Here is a 22888-nt window from a genome sequence, read left to right as displayed (position 1 = left end):
AATAGTGTAAGTTTTAATTGTTCATAGTCATCCAGAGCAATTTCAAATCCGTTACCTTCGGTCGTGGCGGTTTAAGTCCACTCGCCGGTAGCATGATTTATATGGTAAAGCCTCGACGTGCATCGGGGCTTTAATTTTTTCTTGGCTAATCAAAGCTTACCTGTGCTTTCCTGTCTTGCTAGCGACGATGTTCTCGCCCCAATCGACTCACTATATTCGCCTTAAAATCTCTCTTTTGGTCCCTATATGGTACATCGAAAGTCAATTCTGTTCGCAAGGGAACCCTGATCAATCCAAGAGTTATAAACTCCCACAAGTTCGCAAGCCAGTATCGCCAAGAAGACCAGTAGGACAAGATCACAGTCTTTTCTTTATCTATTCAGATGTTTATGTGGAGCTTGTCATTTTGGCAGCAGCGGGAAAGACTTGTGTAATGTTTTTTTGGGGGGCATTAGTGATGTTGGGGGAAGGTATTTTTTATTGACGTATTTATCTCCCGAAATGCGTTAGAGTTAACATTTGCGGTATTTCCCACGTTCTTTTTAAATTAATTTATCTACTCTTCACTATGAAATATGGTGCCTATTATTTCGATAGCGATTCGCCGTCTAACATCGACAAGAAAAGGAGGTCACATTGAAAGTAGCTCTAGTAACAGGTGGTTCACGGGGAATCGGGCTGTATACCGTTCGTCGATTGGTTAATTCTGGATACAAGGTCATAACGTGTTCTCGTTCAAAATCGAATTGGTTAGAATCTCAAACCAAATACCCCGAGCTTGATGCTGTCGATTATCAAGAGGTCGACCTGATTGTAGAGGCAGAGTTAGAGGGCTTGTTTGAGTATATCGACAAGCAGTATGGTCGGTTAGATGTTGCAGTAAATAATGCATCACCACAGATTGCTTCAATAGGAAATTTTAATGAAATTAACAATGACTTACTTAAGGAAACTCTCCATATAGACTTTTGGGCGCAAGCATTATGCTTAAAACATGAGATTAACCTAATGAAAGAAGGTTCATCTATCGTAAATGTAAGCTCAGTAAATGGCTTAAGGCCAACGCCTAATGCTTCAATGTATAGCGCATCAAAACATGCGATAGAGGGACTAACTCGTTCAATCGCGATAGAAACTATAAGCAAAGGGATTCGAGTTAATAATGTTGCTCCGGGGGTAACATGGACGCCACGTTGGGAACAGAGAGAGAAAGACAACCCCAGTGTAAAGGACGATGTTTCTGAGGTGGTGCCAATGAAACGCTTTGCGTCTATTGATGAAGTAGTGGATGCAATAGAGTTTCTTCTCTCTGAAAAAGCCAGTTATATTGTTGGGCATACGCTAGTGGTCGATGGTGGCTTATCTTTAAGAGGCGCTTGATCAACATTAAAAGCTTCGAGGCACTTTCACTGACGCAAACTGAATGGGATGGCTCACTTACTTGTCAATGAGGTCTGTCTTTTGAGTGATCATCACTCACTTCTACATTCCATGGATAGAGTTTTGGCACGACAATAGTAAACAGTGTTGCAATCACCGTTGATATGATCACACCATAAACAAACACATCCCAGGTGTTTGGCTTGATTACACCTAATGCGATGATCACAAATAGCATTGGAATATCTAAGTAGTGAGTAAAAGTAGGGAGCAGCTTTGCTCTCTCTTGTTCCAATTCAGCAGTAATCGCCCCTTGTTCCAACGCATATTTAGTTATGCGCCTCAGTCGCATGAAATACAGCCTTGTGATTGTATTGCCTTCGATAAACTCCAATGCAAACAGAATGACCATACCCGCTAACCAGGGCAAGTTAATAAACTCCCAACCGCCATAGTATTTAACAATAAACCATGTCCCCGAAACCAGCACAATAATTGCGCCAGGTACGACAAGACCATCATAGAAAACAGCAACATATCGAATTGCTTCGGAAAATCGGATCAATTCTCTATGTTGTCTTGAGCGCATATCTGCGAGCCAAACACCTATTAAGCCTGAGCCCATCACCACAGCGCCTAGAATGTGGAAGTACTTTAAAATTAAATATTCCATTTCATTTCCTTAAAACAATTTTAGTAGGTCATTAGTGCAGACGTACGAAAAGGCTCTTTGCTACACAGCTACTTAGGCCAAATAATTGCTGTCGTAACCCAGCGCTTTTACCAACGAGATCGATAGCTGCGATGACAACTCTTGCAAGTGCTTTTTGCCTTGTCCAAACCCATCTCTGCAAGAGTTACGTCTTGGTTTTTACTCGCCTGATACAGCTCTTGAAACCCTTGGTCCATTCGCGCTAAGAGTTGTTGAAACCTCTCTGGTTTGGTCCAAATACTTTCCTTCGCTTTGCTACCAGATTGACTTCCTGACGGGAATAGTGTCTGAAGTGACTTACTGCGCTCCGTCAAAGACGTAGTATGTTGTTGTAATTTGCTCCAATTGGTATTGGGACCATCAAGCGTTCTTTTAGTGTTTTTAATCAAGCTTTTAATTTGTTCAAACGCCTCTTGCCTGCTGTTAATTTGTTGCGAGTAATCTTGCGCGTATACAAGAAGGGGAGTCGAATATAGTAGACAGATAATGATTTTTTTCATGTTGGCTATCCCTCTGGTCTGGACATTTCATACTCCATAAATTTACACCGCAATTGTTGCTATTGCAATAATTGCGGTGTAAATTTATGTGGAGAGCATACTTATCCTGCGAGGGGCTAGAAATGAAAATTTGGGATTTATCAACTCGTTTATATCACTGGGTGCAAATGATACTGTTCGCAGCTCTTCTAGTAACCGGGTTTACTGGGAGTGGTCCTCATATTCCCTTTGGTCTGGCTATTTTGACATTGGTCATTTGGCGTTTGATTTGGGGGATTGTAGGGAGCGAAACTAGCCGCTTTAAACAGTTTCTTCGTTCTCCGATCTATGTTTTGCGTTATATCTCTGGCAAAGAAACAGTCGCGCCGGGGCATAACCCTGCTGGTGGATGGATGGTTATTACCATAGTTTTTACACTATTCATCCAATGTCTTTGTGGTCTGGCTGTTGCCGGTTTTCTGGACAGCTGGCCGTATGCAGAAATTTTGCTTAATGATGAAGTCGTGGCTTTACTTGAGAATATCCATTCACTGTTTGCTAAAGCACTGCTTGGGCTTGTGGGACTGCATGTGCTGGCCATTTTATTTTATAAGTTTCGTTCGAAACCTCTGACATGGACTATGGTGACAGGAAAATCCATTCACGTGATACCAACCGAGCCCCTGATGTTTGTATCGCAATGGCGCGCATTAATAGTGCTAGCTGTGTCGACATCAGTTACCATAGCAATAGTTGTATTTTCGTGATGTTAAAAGTAAAGGTAGTGATTGGTGATATGAGTGAGGAATTCGATCGAGAGAGCAGTTTCGGTTGGTTGATCAATGTGTTGGCAAATAATGCCGCCAAAGTACTTGATACGGAGTTAAAAAAACACGGATTAACAATAGCCTTATGGCCAACATTGATGTGTTTGTGGGAGAAAGAAGGTGTCACACAAAGAGAAATCGCTCAGAAAGCCAAAGTAGAAAACTCGACTACCACGCGAACCCTAGATAAGCTTGAAAATCTTGGCTTGGTGGTGAGACAAACGGACCCAAACAGTCGACGTTCATTTTGTATTTTTCTAACGGATAAAGGCAGAGCTCTAAAAGAGCAGCTTCAGCCCATTGCGGTAGGCGTCAATCAAGAAATGCTAAGTGTTCTTGAACGACAAGAGCGTGATGAAATGATTCGCATATTACAAAAACTGGTTGAGCAAGTATAAGTGAGAGATTCGGTACACAAAGACATCCTAGTAAATCCAGCAGATGCTTACTCTTAAAATTTGCCAATTATGAAGAGACAACTGAGGTACTAGAGGGGCTTTGTTTCCTAATTCGAGTTCAATTAAAAGCACGCCTAGAATGAGCGGGGCGGCTCGTTTGATGCGAATGGCTTCGTAGCACAACCTTGTGTCATAAGCACCATCGCCAGATATCTCTGCGATTCTTCGGCGAGTCTGTTTGAGCAAATTAGGGAGCGCTTCACCGTCGCTCACATTCAATAAACTTAACTCAGCGGCAATGATCTCATGCGTGTCTGTATCGACCGCTAAATGTAACTTTCACCAGACACGACGCTTCCCGTCAGTGCCATGCTTTTTGACTTTCCACTCGCTCTCACCGTAGACCTTTAGTCCTGTCGCATCAATTGCTAAATGCTGGATTGTTCCTTTAGTTTTTGTCTTTAACGTGACGTTGACCGTTTTAGCTCGCTTGCTAATGCATGAATAATGAGGGCATGACAACGGTAGTTAAAATACCCGCTTAACCATAAGAGCCGTCGTAATGGCTAAGTCACTAAACAAGCGAGGTCTTCCACGGTTTCCCTGCTTGATTTGCTTCCATAGCTGAATGGTCTCTTCATCAATCCAAAATGTCAGTGAGCCGCGATTAATTAAAGCTTGGTTATAGTGTTTCCAATTGGTTGTTTTGTAGCGAGGCTTAGCCATTGGTTTGAGTATTTGAGTGAACTTAGCTGATCAGATCACAGGGTGATGATTTAGTTCCCTGACTTAGGAAACAAAGCCATAATAGCCTTTCAGTCAAATTTTTCCGAGTTGTAGTACTATGATCTTTATAGAAAATTATTTTACATTGTGATGAAAATAGACAGCTTCAGGATTTAGTATCTGGTTATTTGTGGATGGTAAGGTTTAATTTAGACGAAATCGTTTCCAGAAAAGCCATCGCTCAATGTCGAACTCGTCGAAACAAGTTACGTAGCGATGGCTTAAACTGATCTCAGGCTAAGAAGTCTGAAAAATAAATGACATTATTGCTTACAGTAAGAGCCCGCCGCCGCTGACTCGATAAGAGAACGCGTCGCTGTCCCTTTTTCTTTATTTGCCTCGAAGTGGTAGTAATTGCCACCGTCATATTCGGCTGCTTGAATTCTTTGTTGTTCATAAAAGTTCTTATTGTGATCAACATCGACCATGAGGACTTTATCAGCACAAATTGATGTGGGTTTAGTAAAAACGGTATGACCGAGAACAACTTTTTTAGCTCCAATAGTTGTCAAAGCATCGTCCAATTGCGCTTGACTGAATTTTCCTTGGGGAATGTTTCTCGCCCAATATAAGCGTGAAGGTAGATAGTACTTATAGTCCCCTTTATCATATTTTTTATCAGCGTGCTCTCGACCTATTTCGTTAACTTCCTTAAGATCTATTACTTTATCCTTAAGCCCGGTTATAAAGTCAGGGTTGAAGCCAGCATGGACAAATAATACTTCTTCGCCAGCAATTTCTAATATATTTTTTGTGCGCAACCATTTTCCAAGAACCGTATCTTTAGAATACATCTCTTTGAAGGTTTTATTTCTAAGGGTTTGTGTCTCAAAGTAGCGAGCATTCATATAGCGGAAGTCACCATACATGTTCATAAGATCATGATTCCCTAGAATAAGGTGTACATCACCCCCCGCAATCCTAGCTTGATTCTCTAAATGATACAGCAACCACAAACTCTCGGCTACATATTCACCTCTGTCAAAAATATCGCCTAAGTAATATAAGTGACCCGTCCCATAAGTCCAATTGTAATTTTCATCCATAACTTCTGCTTGAATGAGCATAAAGACTAAGGCTTCAATATTACCCTCAATGTCAGCGGTCATAAAGAACTTGCCTGGTTTATCATATGTGTAAGCCGGGGCTGTATATTCACTTTTAAGGCTGACACTAAATTGCCCAAGTTCATTCGGTAATTCAACTAAGACTTCAGCGTCAGCGGTGCTATTATAAGTTTGGCTTTCCCATCTATCGTTATTTAGTCTTTCAACCTTCACCGTTCCATCTTCATTTAGAGTAACGTACGGACCATCTGAACCGTTAGAGTAATCTAACTCATCAGTAAGTGATGCATTAAACTGGACATCACTACCATCTTCAACTTGATTAAAGACAACAACAGCAATCGTATTCTTTCCCTCTACAAAAGCGTTACTAGGTAATATAAAGCGATTTTCTGTACCTTTCCCATATCTCGAGTACTCGAAAGGTTTTGTCGTATTTGTTAGTTCGATGTTTGGGTCTAGTAATGGAGAGCGTGCTATTTCTTTACCATTCACAAAAATTGCAGCGGCATCATCAATAATTAATCTAAGATATAAGTCCTTAACTGACTTTATATCATCAATTATCATGTTTTTTCGGAAATAATAAGCGCTTGGGGTTGGTGAATCGGTAAATTCTGGCACTTTTTCATAATCCAGAATCTTAGTATTTATAACTTTTGGATAGTCGTAGTTATTAAAAAATGTACCTTTCCCATTTTTCCAATCTGAATCGTCAAATGTTATTTGTGTCCATTCACTTGGTGGTGCATAACCAGTATCTAAATACTTCCATTGTGAACCGTAGTCAAAGAGAAAACTATTTCTTGATGTTGCATTTTCTTTAGTTGCTCTAGTATCGGCATCTAAACTTTCATTGCGATCACCATTACATGCAGTCAAAGATAATAATAATATAGTAGTAGATATACAATTTTTGATAACAACTCGGCAGCTTGCCATGTTCGTCCCTTCCGTAAATTAACTAAGTAGCAGTGGGAACCGAGCATAGATACCTTTTGTTTCATTTTGGTTAAGGTGTAATTAATTTTAATGAAATATTGTTTCATTATTTATACGAGTAATCGATAATTCAACATTCGTTGACTTCTGGCGTGTCGATATAAACAGGATTCATCATAGCCAAAAGGAGCAATGTTGAATCTTCGTTTGCGCTACCGAGAAAAAACGTTGCTGTCGTTGAGTTTCTCTGACTTATAGGTGCTACCGAAACCTTTGCGAATGCTGCTATCTCTTCTCCAGTTAGATGAGAAAAAGTCAGGTTGCTTGATTTTTAGAGCGACCAGCCCAGAAGAGTCTCTCCTTCGTTGGCGAAAAAACTTTGCGATAAAGATGTCACCCCAGAGCATCCCTGTTTTATCGTTGCAAAGTACTCTCCCCATTGCGCTGAGTAAGTGAGTGGAACATGGTCAGGTTCGTAAGGGCTAGAGGCACCGCTATACGTTTGTACGACATTGGTCATCGCCGTTGATTGCCACCCTGTAAGATCGCCAGTCTCAAAACTAGGGTTTTCAATACTCGTCGCGAATACAGTGGGTGTGGTAGTTGTGAATATTGCAATGGTTAAACATCTTTGTAAGTGAGTATTCATGCGTCCTCCGATTTTGCGGAACAATAAAATATGCATTTTCTTAATAACCACAGCGCATCAATTTAGTATGTTCTTGTTGGCTTTGCTGCTTAAGCATAGGAGGGGTTAATTTAAATTACTTGTCTTAAAAATAAGACTTTAGTGTCTACTCGGGATTTCTAAAGCCAATGAACTCAAGATGCTTAAAGCTATCCAGCATTAAAGAGTAGCGAGAAGAGGTATGCAGAATGGGTATGTTGTTTCATATTTATTGGAAGGTGGGCTAGTTAATCATCTAGGGTACGGTACACTTTTGGAGGGAAGCCATAAGCGTCTTTGAATTTTTTGCAGAAATACGAGGTGCTGTTGAATCCGCATTTGTCCGATATGGAAGAAATAGACAAATAGCTATGTTTTAATAAATGTGCAGCTTTGGCCATCCTTGCAGTAGCAAGGAGTTGTGAAAGAGAAGTATTTTCTTCCTTTAGCCTTCGATATAAAGTTGTTTTAGATAAATAAAGAATACAACATATATCTTCAAGCTCCCAGCGCCTACATAAGTCTTTTCGAATGACACTATAGACTTTTCCAGAGTAAGAGCAATCAGATATCCGACTTTCGTTAGATAGAGACTGGAAAATTTTCTCATTTAGAGCATCTATTAAAACTGACTTTGAAAATAAATTTGAACTTTCAACTTCGGTTAATGCAGAGATGCTCTCAAAGTTTATTTTTAAACATATGTCTCGTCGTACTTTTTTAATCTTGTAAACTCTTATATAAAAATCACACCCATTCATAGGTACAATAGCACAATTAACTAAGCTGTTTTTAGGTATAAGAATACATCCATTATTAGGAACTTTTATTACATTTCCGATATAAGAGATATACCCTACAGCACCTTGAATTGAGACTATATGATAACGCTTTGAAAAAAATCTAACTTTAAAATTGCTGTTGTTTATTGTTATTTTTCTAGTAAGTAACATTTTTATCTTTTTGCAGCTGAAGTGTTTGCTCTTTGAATGAATCCAATGTATCGGGATAGGCGTAATAATACCCCTGACCTAATATTTTTTCTCCTTTAACCACATTGTGCTGGAACGAGCTCTCGATTCCTTCAAAAACCAATCCATCTTTACAGTATGGTTGCAGCACATAGTATATAGAGTCTGCCAAAAAGCTGACGTCTGAGTTATGATGTAGAACGCTTTTATCGATTTTGATTCTATCCCAAGCAATTAGACCAAAGGTGAGATTGGCACTATTGTATTCGTGGTAATAATCGTCTAACCATATCTTTATTCCAGCTCTCTGTAGCTTAGCTATATTGTGAAGTAGAGTGCTACATCTAACATCATGGTTTACGTCATTTATTTCTAAAATAAAGTTCTTGTTATTAAAACTCAGTAATTTAGATATAAATTTCTCATCAAGCAGAGTTGATATCGTCAAGTTAATAGAGAAATCTTTGTCTATTTCGTATCTTTGAAAGTAATAGATCTGATGAATTGAGACTAATTTAATGAATTCATCATCAATTTCATTAAAGAAGTCTTCACTATTTAACTGTTCGCCCGAGTGCTTGCTTACTCGCGATAGAACTTCAAAATATCTAATTTCTGAACTTTCAGTATCAATGATTGGTTGTACTAGAAAATCTAATTCTGCATAAGTAGAGCCTTTTTTTATTATTATGCCACTTTTTATATTTTCAACTGAAAACATGATGAGCTCCATTATCATTAGATGTTATCAGAATAACCAATACTAAACCTCAAAGAGATACACATCCATAAAACACAACAAAATTACAATAAATTGGATAGTTTTTTATACACACAACAAAAGTGTCAATATTCTGTATTTGTTAATACTCCATTAGCTGTCCTGAGACCCTAGTCTGACTTCGTTGTGTGGATATTGTATTTATTTCATATGCTGTGGTTGATTTTTGTCTAAATTAAATTTCGCAATGGTTTGTTGTGAATTTTGCGTAAAGTATCACGAATATAGTTATTTAAAATAAAGGGAATTGCGTTAAATGTGATTTGTATCTCTTTAATTAATCCCTATGTGTCACTGGTGTCATAAGTAATAACTGTATGAAAATTGGGACTCTTTGGTGCACTTTGTTGGAAGAAGTTCTGATTTTATGACGTTAAAAACACAGTGTAGCCAGTTATGCGAATTGACTTAAATCAAAGGTTGGTTCGATGTCGTTTTTTATATTTTTGTAAGCAAAAGGTTAACCAAATTGCTGGGGGTCAATGAAATCAAGGTGTGTGAAAAACGATCAGTTTTAACATCGATTTTTGCCATAGAAGTAATCGATATTTTGCGTTTTATCGATAAAAACGACTGTTATAGCGTTGCCTGCAGAGTGTACCAACCAAGAAGTACACCAAGTAGTGAGGATTCGATCCTACTAACAAAGGAAATTGTTATGAAAACTCTAATAGCAGTGAGCATTTTGTCAGCCCTTTCATTTGTCGCCCACGCTGAAAGACAAAATGGTGAGCCAATTCAGGTGATCGAACCTGTGGTTGGTTTGGATGAAGTAAAAGTCGAACTTGGCAAAACCTTATGGTTTGAACCGCGTTTGTCGGCGTCCAATACCATTTCGTGTAACTCTTGTCACAACCTAGCGAAAGGTGGGGTGGATAACCTGCCAAGTTCGATTGGCCACAAATGGTCGATAGGTCCGATCAACTCACCGACGGTGTTTAACTCTGATTTGAACTTTGTCCAGTTCTGGAATGGTCGAGCAAAAGACTTACAAGAACAGGCTGCAGGTCCGATTGAAAATCCGTTGGAAATGGCGTTCAGTCATGAACTTGCGGTTGATACGCTTCAATCAATTCCACAATATCGTGATTGGTTTAAGCAAGCATATGGCAGTGACACCATTACCATCGACAATGTTACCGATGCCATCGCGATATTTGAGCTAACATTGCGAACGCCAAACGCGCCATTTGACCTATGGTTGAAAGGGGATGACAGTGCGTTAACTGCGGTTCAGGTCGAAGGCTACGAATTGTTCAAAGCCAAAGGTTGTACTGCGTGTCACAGTGGTCCGTTGGCTGGTGGGCAATCTTATCAGAAAATGGGGCTAGTGAAGCCGTTTGCGACCGACAACCCAGACGTAGGTCGCAAGGCGATTACGGGTAACGAGTTCGATAAGTTTGTGTTTAAGGTACCAACGCTGCGTAATATCGAGCTGACCTATCCGTATTTCCACGATGGTTCGGTTTGGGATTTGCAGGAAGCGGTAGAGATGATGGCTGATTTACAGCTAGGTCAGAAACTGTCTAAAGATGAGTCGGTGAAAATCACAGAGTTTTTACGCTCTTTGACCGGTGAACAGCCTCGCGTTGTATTGCCAAACTTGCCGCCGTCAACCAATGAGACGACGCGTCCTAATATTTAATCATCGGTAGATACTGGTTTATTGGTCTAGTCTAGGCAGTAGTGATAATTGTTCGCTACTGCCTATTTTATTGTGGTGTTGTGGTACGGCGCTAAGACTTGCTTTTGATAATTCGCGTACCATAGCCGCCTTATTGTGGAAGCAAAGAGTTGGGTGAAATGTCATACCATTTCTAGCCATAAACTACAAAAACAAGAGGTACAACAAGATGATAATGATTACTGGCGCGAGTAGCGGTTTGGGGGCACAGTTGGCGAAACGTTATGATGCACAAGACAAATCGACTTACCTTACCGGACGAAGCGATGAGAAGCTCTCCGCGGTTGTTGGAAGTTTAGCGCACTGTGCAGGTCATCTGACGTGTGACTTAACTTCCCATGGCGCCGTCGCTCGTTTATTTGATGGGTTAGAAGGTGTGCCAGAGGTTATCGTCCATTGTGCTGGCAGTGGATATTTTGGTTTATTGGAAGATCAGGACCCGCAAGAAGTCACCAAGCTAATCCAAAATAACTTAAGTTCCGCGATTAACGTCGTGCAGGAAGCGGTCAAGCGATACAAAGATCACCCCGTTAATCTTGTCATGATCATGTCGACCGCAGCTCAGCAACCCAAGGCACAAGAATCAACCTATTGTGCGGTCAAATGGGCTGTCAAAGGGTTGATTGAATCTGTTCGCTTGGAGTTAAAAGGTCATCCGATGAAAATCGTTGCGGTCTATCCTGGCGGTATGGACACTGAATTTTGGCCTAGTAGTGGCAAGTCACTTGATACCAGCGGGTTTATGAGTGCCGAAGACGCTGCTGCTATGATTCATAACGCACTGACGAGTATCGGAAATGGCTACATTTCGGATATCACAGTTAATCGACTGTAACGCTATTTACGCCCCTTCATTTTTATAGGTCTCAGGGACAATTTTCTGAGGCCTATCGCTTACCATTTTTACCGCTTTCTTATGATTTTCTTTTTAACTTCAAGTCCATCCTAGGTCGTAGCAAAGATTGAGACAAACGCAGCGCCTTGTGCAACGTTATCTCACATCTTGGAAGAGCTCTATCTCATCGCTGATACTAAAGTATGAATTCTGTAGATAAGGATTTACGTCGCTCTGCATAGCATACACTTAAGCCAAATACTGATGATTTTGCATCGAGGATAATAATGAATAGCCGCACTCTCATTATCCTAGCAGAGCAAAGTTTAAACAGTAGCTTAGTGCAGCAGCAGTTGGCTTCTATAGAGGATTTGACCATCCATGTCTGTAATCCTGATGAACTTACAAAGCTCTGTTGGGATCTAGTGGTCGACTTGGTGATTGTCGACTACCAGTATCTTGAAGATTTAACCAGTGCAAACGCTCTGCCCAATTTTGACGTACTTGGGTTAAGCATCCTATTACACAATGTTCCTAGTGACGGCTTTAATGAAACGGTGATGAGTAGCCGTTCTTTAAAAGGTTTGTTGCTTCAAAACGCGTCCGTTGAACATCTCACTGACAGCGTCAAACATATTTTGAACGGTGGGTTGTGGCTGCCGCGAAGCTTTATGGAAAAGATGCTTCACTGCTATCGAGAGTTAGGCGTTTATAAGAGTGTTCGCTACAACCTGCTGACCAGTCGGGAGCGGCAGATTCTCGATCTGTTGGCGCAAGGGTGTTCAAACAAAGAAATTGCAGATCAGTTATTTCTCGCTGAATGCACTATCAAAACTCATATATACAAACTGTATAAAAAGCTCGATGTTCATTGCCGTAAAGAGGCTATAACGCTAACAAAAAGCGGTTTCAATGATCTTGGCTAGTTCGGTTTATTGGTTAGCTGTACTGCAAAGAAGTAGCGGCTAAGTGTTTTAAATATTCTAGGTGATTGTATTGGTTCGATCGTACCACAAGCGTTTGGGTGTCCTATAAGTCGTTGATGTAGTTTTAATGATTTAGTTCGTAAGGAAATGATGCGTCCCTATCGCCTTGATACTACCAACTGTAAGAGGCTATCTATGTTAAGGAAAACCACAACCTTATGCTCACTCGTCACTCTGTGCGTGTCTGCCAATGCGCTTGCAGAAGAAGAGTCCGAAGCAAGACGCGCTCAAACCGTGAATGATGTGATCGTCCGATCCGGGGTGTTAACACCAAAAGGGCAACTGACTTTTGATGCTTCATTTAGTTACACACAAAACTCTTCCAACAAAGTTTCTGTTGTCGGCTATACCATTTTGCCGGCTTTGCTGGTGGGTCGAATTGAAGTTTCAGATTCAGATAGGACCACGTTAACCACCAGTTTGTCAGCGAGGTACGGGATCAGAGACGATACTGAGATTGAACTTCGAGTGCCTTATGTTTATCGAGATGATGATATTAGCTCTAGGCCAATTCAGGACGGTGCGGAAGCAGAAACCGACGACAATAGTATCGACGGCGGCGGTTTAGGCGATATTGAGTTTGCTATTCGACATCAGTTTAATTTTGAAACCACACCATATTGGGTGGGGAGTTTGACGGTGAAGTCCACTACTGGTGACTCTCCTTATGAAGTCGACACTGACCCAAATACCGGTGCGTTCAAAGATGTACCGACAGGCTCAGGCTTTTGGAGTGTCGAGCCGGGTATTTCAATGCTGTACCCAACCGACCCGGCGGTGTTGTTCGCCAATGTCAGTTACATCTATAACATTGAAGATGACGTCAATGTGGACGGCACGAGTGTCGATATCGACCTAGGAGATACCATTTCTCTTGGTGCGGGGATTGGTTTTGCACTTAACCCTGACTTATCGCTGTCTTTTGGTTTAAACCACAAAACTATCCTGAAAAGTAAAGTCAATGGTAGTACGACTGAGAGCTCAAAAGTCCTCCAGTTAGATACGATTAACTTTGGTGCAAGCTATATGTACAGCCCAAACAATTCATTTAGCGTCAGCGCACAAGCAGGACTAACAGAAGATAGTCCTGATTTTCAACTTACATTTAGAATGCCGTTTAGCTTGTAGGGTGAGCGTGTGAAGATTAGTAGAAGCTTGAAAGGATGGAGTCTTCGAGCTTCTGATTCACTTTTATTTGCTGAATAATATTGCTGACTTGAGCGTCAATACTGACCACTGTACTCAAACCAATCGTACTATTATCCATAGTGTTTTGAATGATGTTAGTAATCGAATTGGAGACGAGCATTGACTGCGTAAAATCAGGCACACTGGTTTCCACATTCACACCATCGACACTTGGTACACTCTCTGTTGCGACACTGTTACTGTCTCCGGCCGCTGCATTGTCGCTACTCACCTGGTCAATGACGTTACCTTCACCGACTTGAATAACGTTGGTTACCCCTGATGGATTAAAACCAAACACTTTATCCAAATTGCCATTTTTGATGGTGAAATTGGCGATGTGGTTATTAAAGATATTGGTCCCATTAAACGAGGTTGTGATACTTAATCCTATATCAATAGTAAAATCACTACTCATTCTGAAACCGCCTCGATATGATGAGAGGGCTTCGGTTTGTAAGGGAGCTAGATTACTAAACGCATCTATATTGCTCTCCTCCGTGTATGAGCTGGCTGAAACTGGAGCTGCTGCGAACACTACCAGTAGTCCACCAACTGTTGTCATATATCCCATAGCTGATCTCCTCTAGGTGAAATCAATACTCGCCAGGTTCAGGCAGCGTGGTACTGAACACCCCTAAAGATTCCCTTCTTACACCAACTTCTATTGGGGATGGTGTGTATAAAGCGAATTCGTCACTCGTGATAAAGTGCTCCTTGCCAACGTCGGCACGGTTTCTTATCAATAAAGTCACGCCTTCATAATGATGCTTAAAACGTTCATAACTCAACGTAATGGTGCCACGTGATGGATCACCAATAATGACCGAATCGGAATTGATTCCTTTGATTACTACGAAGTGCATATAGCCATCAAAGTTCACTAAGGTAATGCCTGGAACGCCAATCTTTTGCATCTTCTCTAACCCGATTTGAAATCCATCCGCCCGATAACCGATAGACGCCAAGTAGTTCTTCATATCAAGTAACGAGAATCCACGTTGCTCGATCAAGGCTTTGTCGCCTTTCTCAAACATCTTCTCGAAGATATCTTGCTCGTTGGAGGGGGTTTCGTAGTGGTAGGTCAATAACGAAGCCAGCGCCGCGGAGCCACAACTAAAGTCATATTTCTGACGATAGACATCTCCAAACTGGATCTCTTTCAGACTTTTAACCGGCACCGAAAATTGACCTCGAGCTGGGTAAAATTCTAAAGAATGAGCAGATGCTGATAACATCAGCACTGCCCAAATAGAGTTACGTAATATTTTCATATTCACTTAAGTGTCAGGTTAACAACCGTAGAGTTCTGTATCAGCACGTTATTACCAGTGTTCTGAATAACGCTGTTGACCCCCGCTGTATCAGCAAACGCACCTGATGAAAGGTAGTTGTTGCCGGTCACTGCATTATTCGCTGAACTATTACTGATCACCCCATTAATGTCTGAGGATGCTGTTACATTCTCAATGTCGATGTGATATTCGCCGCCTCTGGAACTGTCCAGAATTGCTTCGGACAGTTCCAGATCTGCAGTTACAATATCATCGGCATTAGCGGATAGCGCAGCCATCGCACCTAAAGTGATTAGTGCAATACGCATTGCTTTCTCCCTCTAATGGTTTAGTTTTGTGCGTTAATTGCGACACTTTGTTGAGTCAGAGCATTACCGCCAACGTTTTGTGCAACCGACGTAATACCAGACGCACTATCAAAGCCGTTTAGTGAGTTGCTGTTTTTTACTCTCACAGTACTACAGCAGGCTACAACAGCATTTGTAGAATCGTATGAAACAGAAACTCCTGATAATGTACCTTGAAGTGCGCTAGTTGCCACCATAGTATCCATATCTAGATCTACGGAAATATCAGTATCAATATCTGTTTGGGTGTAGTCCAAATCCCAATCTTGATCGTTTGACCAATCTTGATCGTTAGAGTAGCTGTTACCGTCATCACCGTTGTCAGACTTGGTGTAAGTGTGGTTGAAGCTGTCATCTGCGCTGTTTGATGTTGATGTTAGAGTATTGCCATCATCACCATTGTTTGAGTTTGAATAGGTTTTGTTGAAGCTGTCATCCGTGTTGAAGCTGTCAGCAACATCTAGAGAAGGGCCGCCGCCATGGCCCCCATTAGCAAGTACGCCACCAGAAACAAATAATGAGCAGACGATTAGTGCAATTGAAGTTTTTTTAAGTTGCATGATCTTATCTCCGTGTATCTCTATGTATATCCATGTATTAAATAGGTATTTATTTGTGCCTTGAGTAGTGCTTTTTTCTTCAGGCAAAGTGAGTATAGGTACTCGGTGAAATAGCAATGTCTCGTAAATAAGACGGTCTAACTTGAGAGGTTGAACGGATAAGGATTCTCTTTTGGGGTTATTATTAATTCCTTGTAAATCAATTGCTTAATTTGTTGATTTTCTTCTGGTATGAGCTAAGTATGAACGTAACAAGAGATTTAGTAGCAAGGAGTAGTATACATCTGAGCAAGGATTTCATACGCGGCTTTATGCGTATTCAATATGCTACAAGGAAACACAAACTTAGGCGCTATTTCCGCTGATCTTAAGTGAACGATCGGGAATATAATCTTCAACGATCTACGACTTAAAATCGGATGCTTCTAATGTGTAAGATTAAAATTTCCGTTTCGGTCTTATCTTTGCTTACTAATTATGATTGTTAGGACGAAAATGGGTGGATTCTCTTTTAATTATCAACAATTGGAACGGCTTGTTACGGTATGTGGCAGTTTATAAAATTAACTCTATAAGAGTTAGATAATTAAATTGAATACCTCTTTTACATACTAATTATTAGTAAATGCAATTATTGGTTCGTAGCTAACCCGAAATGGTTAGGTCACTCTTTATCTATTGTTTTAACAATTAAATAGTCGATTTAGAGGAAGTGCCTTATTTGATTTCAGTCATTTTTCGCACAATACCCACTTATTTTTCTTCATAAAATGAGATTTTGTTCACGCACAACGCAACCGGTTGCGCTTTTTTGTTGTGCTTAAACTTGCTACAGTTTGCTTAGATTGAATATTGAACAGTGGAGTAAGGTTATGAAGAAGATACTTTTATGCTGTAGTGCTGGTATGTCGACCAGTATGTTAGTTAAGAAGATGGAGCAAGTTGCTGAAATTAAAGGGATTGAATGCAAAATTGATGCATTGTCGGTCAATGCGTTTGATGAGGCGATCAAAGAATACGATGTGTGCTTGCTTGGCCCGCAAGTGCGCTTTCAGCTTGAAGAGTTGAGCAAGACTGCTCAGGAGCACGGTAAGAGTATTGCGGCTATTTCTCCTCAAGCATACGGAATGATGAAAGGGGATGAAGTCCTTCAGCAAGCACTCGATTTAATTAACTAATTAAATTTCATTAATTTAAACCGTTTAACACACGCCAATATATTTTGGCGTAAGGACTCTTTTGTCCAAAATTTAAGGATGGAATCTATGAAGCTTTATGATTCAATTATCGGAATCGTCGAAAAGCATATAGCGCCGCTAGCAGCTAAAGTTGGTAATCAACCACATGTTCGAGCTATGAGAGACGGATTTATTGTGGCTATGCCGTTTATTATTGTCGGTAGCTTTATTTTAATCTTTGCTTTTCCTCCTTTTTCTGAAGATACCCAAAATATATTTGGTCGTGTCTGGGTCGATTTTGCTACCAGTAACTTCGATACCATCATGATGCCGTTTAACATGTCGATGGGGATCATGACGATTTTTGTCTCACTTGGTGTCGCTTATAGCTTGGCCAAAGCCTACAAAATGGACGGGATTACCAGTGCGGTGTTGTCATTGATGTCATTCTTGCTTGTCGCGGCGCCAGCAAAAGATGGTGTATTGTCGATGTCCCATATGGGCGGAACAGGTATCTTCACCGCGGTTATGTGTGCGTTTTTCTCGGTAGAGCTTTACCGCTTTATGAAAAAGCATAACATCACGATCAGAATGCCGGAACAAGTACCGCCAGCGATCGCTCGTTCGTTTGAAGTTTTACTTCCAGTACTGGCGATCTTTATCACTCTGTATCCATTGAGCCTGTTCGTCCAAAGTCAGTACGACATGCTGATCCCAGATGCCGTAATGGCGATGTTTAAACCGCTGATCAGTGCGTCTAACTCACTGCCTGCGATTATCGGTGCGTTGTTGCTCTGTCAGCTACTTTGGTTTGCGGGTATCCACGGTGCAGCGATTGTTGTTGGTCTGCTATCGCCAATCTTCTTAACTAACATCGGTGCCAATATTGAAGCCTTTGTAGCGGGCGACCCGATTCCGAACGTATTTACACAACCGTTCTGGGATTTCTACATCTTTATCGGTGGTTCTGGTGCAACACTGGCGCTTGTGATCCTGATGTCGTTTAGCCGCTCAGCACACCTTAAAAGTATCGGTCGTATGAGTGCGGTGCCAGGGTTCTTCCAAATCAACGAACCCGTGATTTTTGGTAGCCCAATCGTAATGAACCCAATTCTATTTATTCCGTTCGTTTTTGCTCCGGTTATCAATGCCACCATCGCTTACTTTGCTGTGTATTTGGGCTTTGTCGGCATGGGTGTCGCAACCACACCTTGGACAACACCAGCTTTGGTCGGTGCGTCTTGGGGTAGTGGTTGGACATTTGCCCCTGTCTTATTGGTCGGTGGGTTGCTGATCCTTGACCTATTTATCTACCTGCCATTCTTCAAGATGTTTGAAAAGCAGCTACTCGCGGATGAAGTACCCGCCGAGAAACAAGCTGAACAACCGAGCACCGTTGCGGGGCAAGGTGTCACTGCGTAAGTCAACACTAGGGCTGCGACTCTGCGGCCCTCTATTTATAAGGGTAAAGAGATGGAACAAGAATTGGTCGTTATGGAAATCATCTGCAATGCAGGTGAAGCGCGCAGCCTATGTTATGAAGCTCTGCGTTTATCGAGAGAAAAAGACTTCTCAGCCGCGGAACAAAGACTGGCCTCAGCAAAAGAGTGTCTGAATAAAGCGCACTTAATCCAAACTCAGTTGATTGAAGAAGATCAAGGTGAAGGCAATGTGCCAATGACGTTGGTTATGGTGCATGCCCAAGACCACTTGATGACAACGATTCTAGCACAAGAGCTGGCGACCGAGATGGTGGCGCTACATAAGCAGATATCTCAGTAAGGAGGCGACATGTCTAAAGAGTCGATTAAGTTAGCCATCATTGGTGGTGGGAGTAGTTATACGCCAGAATTGGTAGAAGGCGTGTTGAAGCGTCTGGATACATTGCCAGTCAAAACTATCCATTTTGTGGATATCGAAGCAGGGGCTGAAAAGCTAGAAATCATCCGCGATTTATCTGAAAGAATGGTGAAGAAAGCAGGCGCAGAGATAGAAATTATTGCTGATTTTGACCGCCGAGCGGCGATTAAAGACGCCGATTTTGTGATGACCCAATTTCGTGTAGGAGGGTTGAGTGCCCGGGCGAACGATGAGCGTATCCCTCTGAAATACGATGTGGTCGGTCAAGAAACCACAGGGCCGGGCGGTTTTGCTAAAGCACTCCGTACGATTCCGGTTATTCTAGATATTTGCCGCGATATAGAAGAATTGTCGCCGAACGCTTGGATGTTGAATTTTACTAATCCTGCTGGACTTGTGACGGAAGCCGTCAATAAATACACCAAAGTGAAGAGTATCGGTTTGTGTAACGTTCCGGTCTCTATGCAAATGATGATTGCTGAAATGATGGCGTGTGAGCCAGATGAGTTGCAGTTAGAGTTCGCTGGCTTAAACCACTTGGTGTGGGTACATCGAGCCTGGTTAGCGGGTGAAGACATCACTCAGCAGGTATTGACCAAAGTTGGCGACGGCGCCAATTTCAGCATGAAGAATATCTGGGAAGAACCTTGGGACCCAAGCTTTTTGAAAGCGTTAAACGCGATCCCTTGCCCATATCATAGATACTTCTACCAAACTGATGCTATGTTAGCGGAAGAGAAACAGAGTGCACAGGAACAAGGAACTCGAGCCGAGCAAGTAATGAAGACTGAGGCGGAACTGTTCGAGTTGTATAAGCAACCTGACTTGGATCATAAGCCTGCTCAACTAGAGGAGCGTGGCGGTGCGTATTACTCTGATGCGTCACTCAATTTGGTCGACGCAATCTACAACAACAAGAATTCAATCCATGTGGTTAACGTGCTGAATAACGGCGCGATTAACTCTCTACCAGATGATGCGGTCATCGAATGTAGCGCAGTGATTGGAAGTTGGGGGGCAAAACCATTGGCGATTGGTGAGTTGTCACCCAACATCAGTGGACTGTTGCATCAGGTGAAAGCATATGAACAATTGGCTATCGAAGCTGCAGTTCATGGCTGTTATGACAGTGCATTGATGGCCTTAGCCAACAACCCGCTAGTGCCGGATATTGGCCGAGCCAAGGCGATCTTAGACGACATTCTGCAGCAAAACAGTGAATTCTTACCGCAATTTAAACTCACCAGTTTGTAAGGAACGATAAAACGATGAAAGTCATTTTCAACGCGGATGATTTTGGCCTGACGGAAGGGGTGAACAACGGTATTGTACGAGCAAACCTAGAAGGGGTAGTGAAATCAACCACTATGCTGGTGGGTATGCCTGCAGAGCAACACGCAGTGGCCTTAGCAAAAGACTTACCGAGCTTAAAGGTTGGTCTTCACTTGCGGTTTACACTAGGAAAACCGCTTATGTCATATGCGGGCTTTAGCGATGAAAGTGGTCATTTCCTTGGCTACAACCAGTTCTGGGAAAAAGAGAGCTTTGATGCGAGCGCGGTGTACGACGAGTGCATTGCACAGGTCGAACATTTTCTAAGCCTTGGACTGACATTGAGCCACATTGACAGCCATCATCATGTACATGTGCATCCTAGTTTACTTCCCGTTGTCGAAGAGGTTGCGGCGAAGTATGCGGTTCCACTGCGCGGCGTTGATATGACTGACCATCCGACACATCCTACTCGTTATAAGTTCTGTCATGATTTCTATGATAAAGGTGTGGATCTTGAGCGATTGGTTAAGCAGCTTGTTGAGCTCAGCCAAGAGTATCAGGTGGTGGAAGTGATGTGTCATCCGGCTATCGTTGATCAGCCTTTGCTTGATGGTAGTAGCTACGCCAATCAGCGCGAGAAAGAACTTTCGATTCTAACCGACGATAAATTAGCGGTGCTTTTGCAGCGTCACGCAATCGAAGTCACGGATTATTCCGCTTTAAATGTCAATTAACATAACGTAAGAGTATGATAATTAAAGGCTGCCAGAACTCCCCCTAACGTAAATTCAATTGTTCTGGCAGTCTTCCCTCTATTTATACGTAAAGGAATGTATGGCAAGGATTAAAGATGTTGCGGAGCTGGCGGGTGTTAACCGCTCGACGGTATCTCGTATTATCAATGGTGAAGGTAAGTTCAAAGAAGAGACTCGCCGTAAAGTTGAAGAAGCAATGAAAACGTTGAACTATCGCCCAAGTGCGATTGCTCGTTCGTTAGCGACGTCTTCAACGAATATGGTCGGCTTGCTAGTGACTTATTATACCGGTGGCTTCTTCGGTACCATGATGGATCAAGTACAAACGGAGCTTGACCTGCACCGTAAATTCTTGATCACTGCTCAAGGCCATCATTCATCAGATGGAGAAAAAGAAGCGGTGCAAAGGTTTAACGATTTGCGCTGCGAAGGATATGTTCTCCATAGTCGTTACTTGTCGGATCAAGAGCTGCAAGTCCTCGCTCAGTCACCCACGCCATTTGTTTTACTCGACCGCGACGTTGAAGGCCTCGAAGATCGCTGCATTACCTTTGACCATGCTCAAGCCAGCCGCATAGCTGTCGAGCATCTATTGAGTAAAGGACACACCAATATAGCTTGTATTTCTGGTCCGTCTTCTAGAGAGAACAGCCTTCGACGTAAACAAGGTTATCTTGATGCCATGGCAGCGGCGAAGATAGAAGTCAAAACAGAGTGGTGCGCCGAAGGAGATTACGGTCGACAAAGTGGTTATCAGGCAGCGAAACAGTTGTTAACGTCTAACCAAAAGCTAAGCGCTATCTTTTCCTGTAGTGAAGAGATGACCGTAGGGGCGATGCAATACCTTCACGAAGTTGGCATTCGCGTGCCTGAGCAGTTGTCGATCGTTAGCTTTGACAGTATCGAGAGATGTGAAGATTTATATCCAACCGTCACATCGGTTCATTTCCCTATCAGTGAAATGGCAAGAGCAGCCGCATTACTACTGACCAATATGATTGTGGGCAAACAGTGTCAAGTTGAAATGCAATTTGCGCCGCGACTGATTGAACGTGATTCACTTAAAGAATTTGACAGCTAACTATCATTTTTCCTCCACTTATCAAAAAGTTGTCTATCTTTTAGATAGATGAAGGAGATAAATGATGTACAACTTAACCCCATATTTGTTCTTTGCTGGTCGTTGTGAAGAGGCTTTAGATTTCTATTCTGTTTGCTTCGGAGGTGTTGTGGTAACGAAGCAACACTTTAAAGACGCTCCTCAAGTTATAGAAGGTGCAGACCCAAATTGGGTAATGCACGCTGAGTTTGAAGCATTCGGTATGAAGCTGATGTTATCCGATGGTGTGGTAGCGAAAGAGCTGAAAGGCAACAACGTTGCATTATCCTTAGTATTGGATAGTTTAGACGAGCAGGCTAAGTTGTTTGATAAGTTATCACTGGACGGACGAATCATGATGCCATTAGCTGATACCTTTTGGGGCGCACGTTTCGGTAAAGTAGAAGATAAGTTCGGCGTACGTTGGATGTTGCACTGTAATATCGCCTAGCGCTCAGAGCTAACGACTAAAAAACATCTCAATTCACTTACGATGACGTTTGGCTATGTTTCTCTCTATATAGAAAGGAAATGAATCTGCTAAAACGCGCTTTTCACGAGCCTCATAAAACAGATAGAGGCTTTATTGTAGTGTTGGTGCTACTTATCCACAGGATTTTGTGAATAAGCTTGGAGTAAGATGAGGGTATCGTGAGTGTAAAACTCGGCCTGGATGAAACGTGTTCATTCAGGCTTTTTTAATGAAAAAAAACGCGAAATTCGCTTGCTAAGCCGAAAGAACTCCCTATAATGCGCATCCACTGACACGGCAGACAGCACAAGGCTTCAGCGGTGTTAGAGAGGTGAAAACTTCTT

General features: G+C 41.9%; 24 protein-coding genes and 1 pseudogene. 14 read left to right on the top strand and 11 right to left on the bottom strand.

The genetic code is table 11. From position 1 onward, the window contains the following. The first annotated feature begins 636 nt into the window (after positions 1-636). Positions 637-1380 carry an SDR family NAD(P)-dependent oxidoreductase gene (locus HCZ42_RS19475; protein ID WP_167422375.1) on the top strand — a complete coding sequence of 248 codons (744 nt, stop codon included), beginning with the start codon at positions 637-639 and terminating at the stop codon, positions 1378-1380. A gap of 64 nt (positions 1381-1444) precedes the next feature. Here the strand turns inward: HCZ42_RS19475 and HCZ42_RS19470 are convergent, their stop codons facing one another. Together HCZ42_RS19470 and HCZ42_RS19465 are read right to left on the bottom strand one after the other, a co-directional pair. Further along, positions 1445-2053, bottom strand: coding sequence for a DUF2269 domain-containing protein (locus HCZ42_RS19470; protein WP_167422374.1), 609 nt, complete (start codon positions 2051-2053; stop codon positions 1445-1447). Positions 2054-2160: 107 nt separating this feature from the next. Beyond that, positions 2161-2592 carry a c-type cytochrome gene (locus HCZ42_RS19465; protein WP_167422373.1) on the bottom strand — a complete coding sequence of 144 codons (432 nt, stop codon included), beginning with the start codon at positions 2590-2592 and terminating at the stop codon, positions 2161-2163. A 122-nt stretch (positions 2593-2714) separates the two neighbouring features. Between HCZ42_RS19465 and HCZ42_RS19460 the strand changes: the two genes are divergently transcribed. Both HCZ42_RS19460 and HCZ42_RS19455 read left to right on the top strand, forming a co-directional pair. Then, positions 2715-3338: a cytochrome b/b6 domain-containing protein gene (locus HCZ42_RS19460; protein ID WP_167422372.1), complete on the top strand. Its 624-nt coding sequence runs from the start codon at positions 2715-2717 to the stop codon at positions 3336-3338. Between the two features lie 29 nt (positions 3339-3367). Beyond that, a complete protein-coding gene (locus tag HCZ42_RS19455) occupies positions 3368-3796 on the top strand; it encodes a MarR family winged helix-turn-helix transcriptional regulator (protein WP_167422371.1) in 429 nt (142 codons plus the stop codon). Positions 3797-3934: 138 nt separating this feature from the next. Here the strand turns inward: HCZ42_RS19455 and HCZ42_RS19450 are convergent. From HCZ42_RS19450 to HCZ42_RS19430, 5 genes and pseudogenes are all read right to left on the bottom strand, one after another. Then, positions 3935-4522, bottom strand: a pseudogene (locus HCZ42_RS19450) (IS5 family transposase); the annotation flags it as partial. Positions 4523-4845: 323 nt separating this feature from the next. After that, positions 4846-6591 (bottom strand): metallophosphoesterase, encoded by a 1746-nt coding sequence (locus HCZ42_RS19445; protein WP_167422370.1) that lies wholly within the window; start codon positions 6589-6591, stop codon positions 4846-4848. Positions 6592-6922: 331 nt separating this feature from the next. Continuing rightward, complete coding sequence (locus tag HCZ42_RS19440; RefSeq protein WP_167422369.1) at positions 6923-7240, bottom strand: hypothetical protein; 318 nt, start codon at positions 7238-7240, stop codon at positions 6923-6925. Positions 7241-7506: 266 nt separating this feature from the next. Beyond that, positions 7507-8211, bottom strand: a complete 705-nt coding sequence (locus tag HCZ42_RS19435; RefSeq protein WP_167422368.1) for a helix-turn-helix transcriptional regulator — start codon at positions 8209-8211, stop codon at positions 7507-7509. Then, positions 8198-8950, bottom strand: a complete 753-nt coding sequence (locus tag HCZ42_RS19430; RefSeq protein ID WP_167422367.1) for an EAL domain-containing protein — start codon at positions 8948-8950, stop codon at positions 8198-8200. Before HCZ42_RS19430 ends, HCZ42_RS19435 begins: the two co-directional genes overlap by 14 nt. A 718-nt stretch (positions 8951-9668) precedes the next feature. Between HCZ42_RS19430 and HCZ42_RS19425 the strand changes: the two genes are divergently transcribed. The 4 genes from HCZ42_RS19425 (at position 9669) to HCZ42_RS19410 (ending at position 13643) form a co-directional block, all read left to right on the top strand. Further along, positions 9669-10655, top strand: coding sequence for a cytochrome-c peroxidase (locus HCZ42_RS19425; protein WP_167422366.1), 987 nt, complete (start codon positions 9669-9671; stop codon positions 10653-10655). Positions 10656-10863: 208 nt separating this feature from the next. Then, complete coding sequence (locus tag HCZ42_RS19420; protein WP_167422365.1) at positions 10864-11529, top strand: SDR family NAD(P)-dependent oxidoreductase; 666 nt, start codon at positions 10864-10866, stop codon at positions 11527-11529. A 287-nt stretch (positions 11530-11816) separates the two neighbouring features. Beyond that, the gene (locus tag HCZ42_RS19415; protein WP_167422364.1) at positions 11817-12455 is read left to right on the top strand and encodes a helix-turn-helix transcriptional regulator; all 639 of its coding nucleotides are present in this window, start codon (positions 11817-11819) and stop codon (positions 12453-12455) included. A gap of 195 nt (positions 12456-12650) precedes the next feature. Beyond that, on the top strand, positions 12651-13643 hold the full coding sequence (locus HCZ42_RS19410; protein ID WP_167422363.1) for a transporter: 993 nt from the start codon (positions 12651-12653) through the stop codon (positions 13641-13643). A 16-nt stretch (positions 13644-13659) separates the two neighbouring features. Here HCZ42_RS19410 and HCZ42_RS19405 read toward each other — a convergent pair whose 3' ends face one another. From HCZ42_RS19405 to HCZ42_RS19390, 4 genes are all read right to left on the bottom strand, one after another. Next, complete coding sequence (locus HCZ42_RS19405) at positions 13660-14121, bottom strand: hypothetical protein (protein ID WP_175579573.1); 462 nt, start codon at positions 14119-14121, stop codon at positions 13660-13662. Between the two features lie 178 nt (positions 14122-14299). Continuing rightward, complete coding sequence (locus tag HCZ42_RS19400; RefSeq protein WP_167422362.1) at positions 14300-14977, bottom strand: C39 family peptidase; 678 nt, start codon at positions 14975-14977, stop codon at positions 14300-14302. A gap of 2 nt (positions 14978-14979) precedes the next feature. After that, a complete protein-coding gene (locus HCZ42_RS19395; protein WP_167422361.1) occupies positions 14980-15306 on the bottom strand; it encodes a carbon storage regulator in 327 nt (108 codons plus the stop codon). Positions 15307-15326: 20 nt separating this feature from the next. Then, positions 15327-15905 carry a hypothetical protein gene (locus HCZ42_RS19390; protein ID WP_167422360.1) on the bottom strand — a complete coding sequence of 193 codons (579 nt, stop codon included), beginning with the start codon at positions 15903-15905 and terminating at the stop codon, positions 15327-15329. 872 nt (positions 15906-16777) lie between these two features. On the opposite strand from HCZ42_RS19390, the gene HCZ42_RS19385 reads away from it, so the two are divergent. The 7 genes from HCZ42_RS19385 to HCZ42_RS19355 all read left to right on the top strand — a co-directional run bounded on the left by HCZ42_RS19385 (position 16778) and on the right by HCZ42_RS19355 (position 22523). Then, positions 16778-17083, top strand: coding sequence for a PTS sugar transporter subunit IIB (locus tag HCZ42_RS19385; RefSeq protein ID WP_167422359.1), 306 nt, complete (start codon positions 16778-16780; stop codon positions 17081-17083). 87 nt (positions 17084-17170) lie between these two features. Next, entirely contained in the window at positions 17171-18505 is a 1335-nt protein-coding gene (locus HCZ42_RS19380) for a PTS sugar transporter subunit IIC (protein WP_167422358.1), read from the top strand. Positions 18506-18556: 51 nt separating this feature from the next. Further along, positions 18557-18865, top strand: coding sequence for a PTS lactose/cellobiose transporter subunit IIA (locus tag HCZ42_RS19375; protein ID WP_167422357.1), 309 nt, complete (start codon positions 18557-18559; stop codon positions 18863-18865). A gap of 9 nt (positions 18866-18874) precedes the next feature. Continuing rightward, positions 18875-20197: a 6-phospho-beta-glucosidase gene (locus HCZ42_RS19370; RefSeq protein WP_167422356.1), complete on the top strand. Its 1323-nt coding sequence runs from the start codon at positions 18875-18877 to the stop codon at positions 20195-20197. 14 nt (positions 20198-20211) lie between these two features. Next, positions 20212-20952, top strand: coding sequence for a chitin disaccharide deacetylase (gene chbG, locus HCZ42_RS19365; protein WP_167422355.1), 741 nt, complete (start codon positions 20212-20214; stop codon positions 20950-20952). 100 nt (positions 20953-21052) lie between these two features. Beyond that, entirely contained in the window at positions 21053-22054 is a 1002-nt protein-coding gene (locus tag HCZ42_RS19360; protein WP_167422354.1) for a LacI family DNA-binding transcriptional regulator, read from the top strand. A 64-nt stretch (positions 22055-22118) separates the two neighbouring features. Continuing rightward, a complete protein-coding gene (locus HCZ42_RS19355) occupies positions 22119-22523 on the top strand; it encodes a VOC family protein (protein WP_167422389.1) in 405 nt (134 codons plus the stop codon). Positions 22524-22888: the final 365 nt, after the last annotated feature.

The organism is Vibrio hepatarius (assembly GCF_011806575.1).
GTDB classification, from domain to species: Bacteria; Pseudomonadota; Gammaproteobacteria; order Enterobacterales; family Vibrionaceae; genus Vibrio; species Vibrio hepatarius_A.
This window is presented reverse-complemented; position numbering and strand designations above follow the sequence as displayed.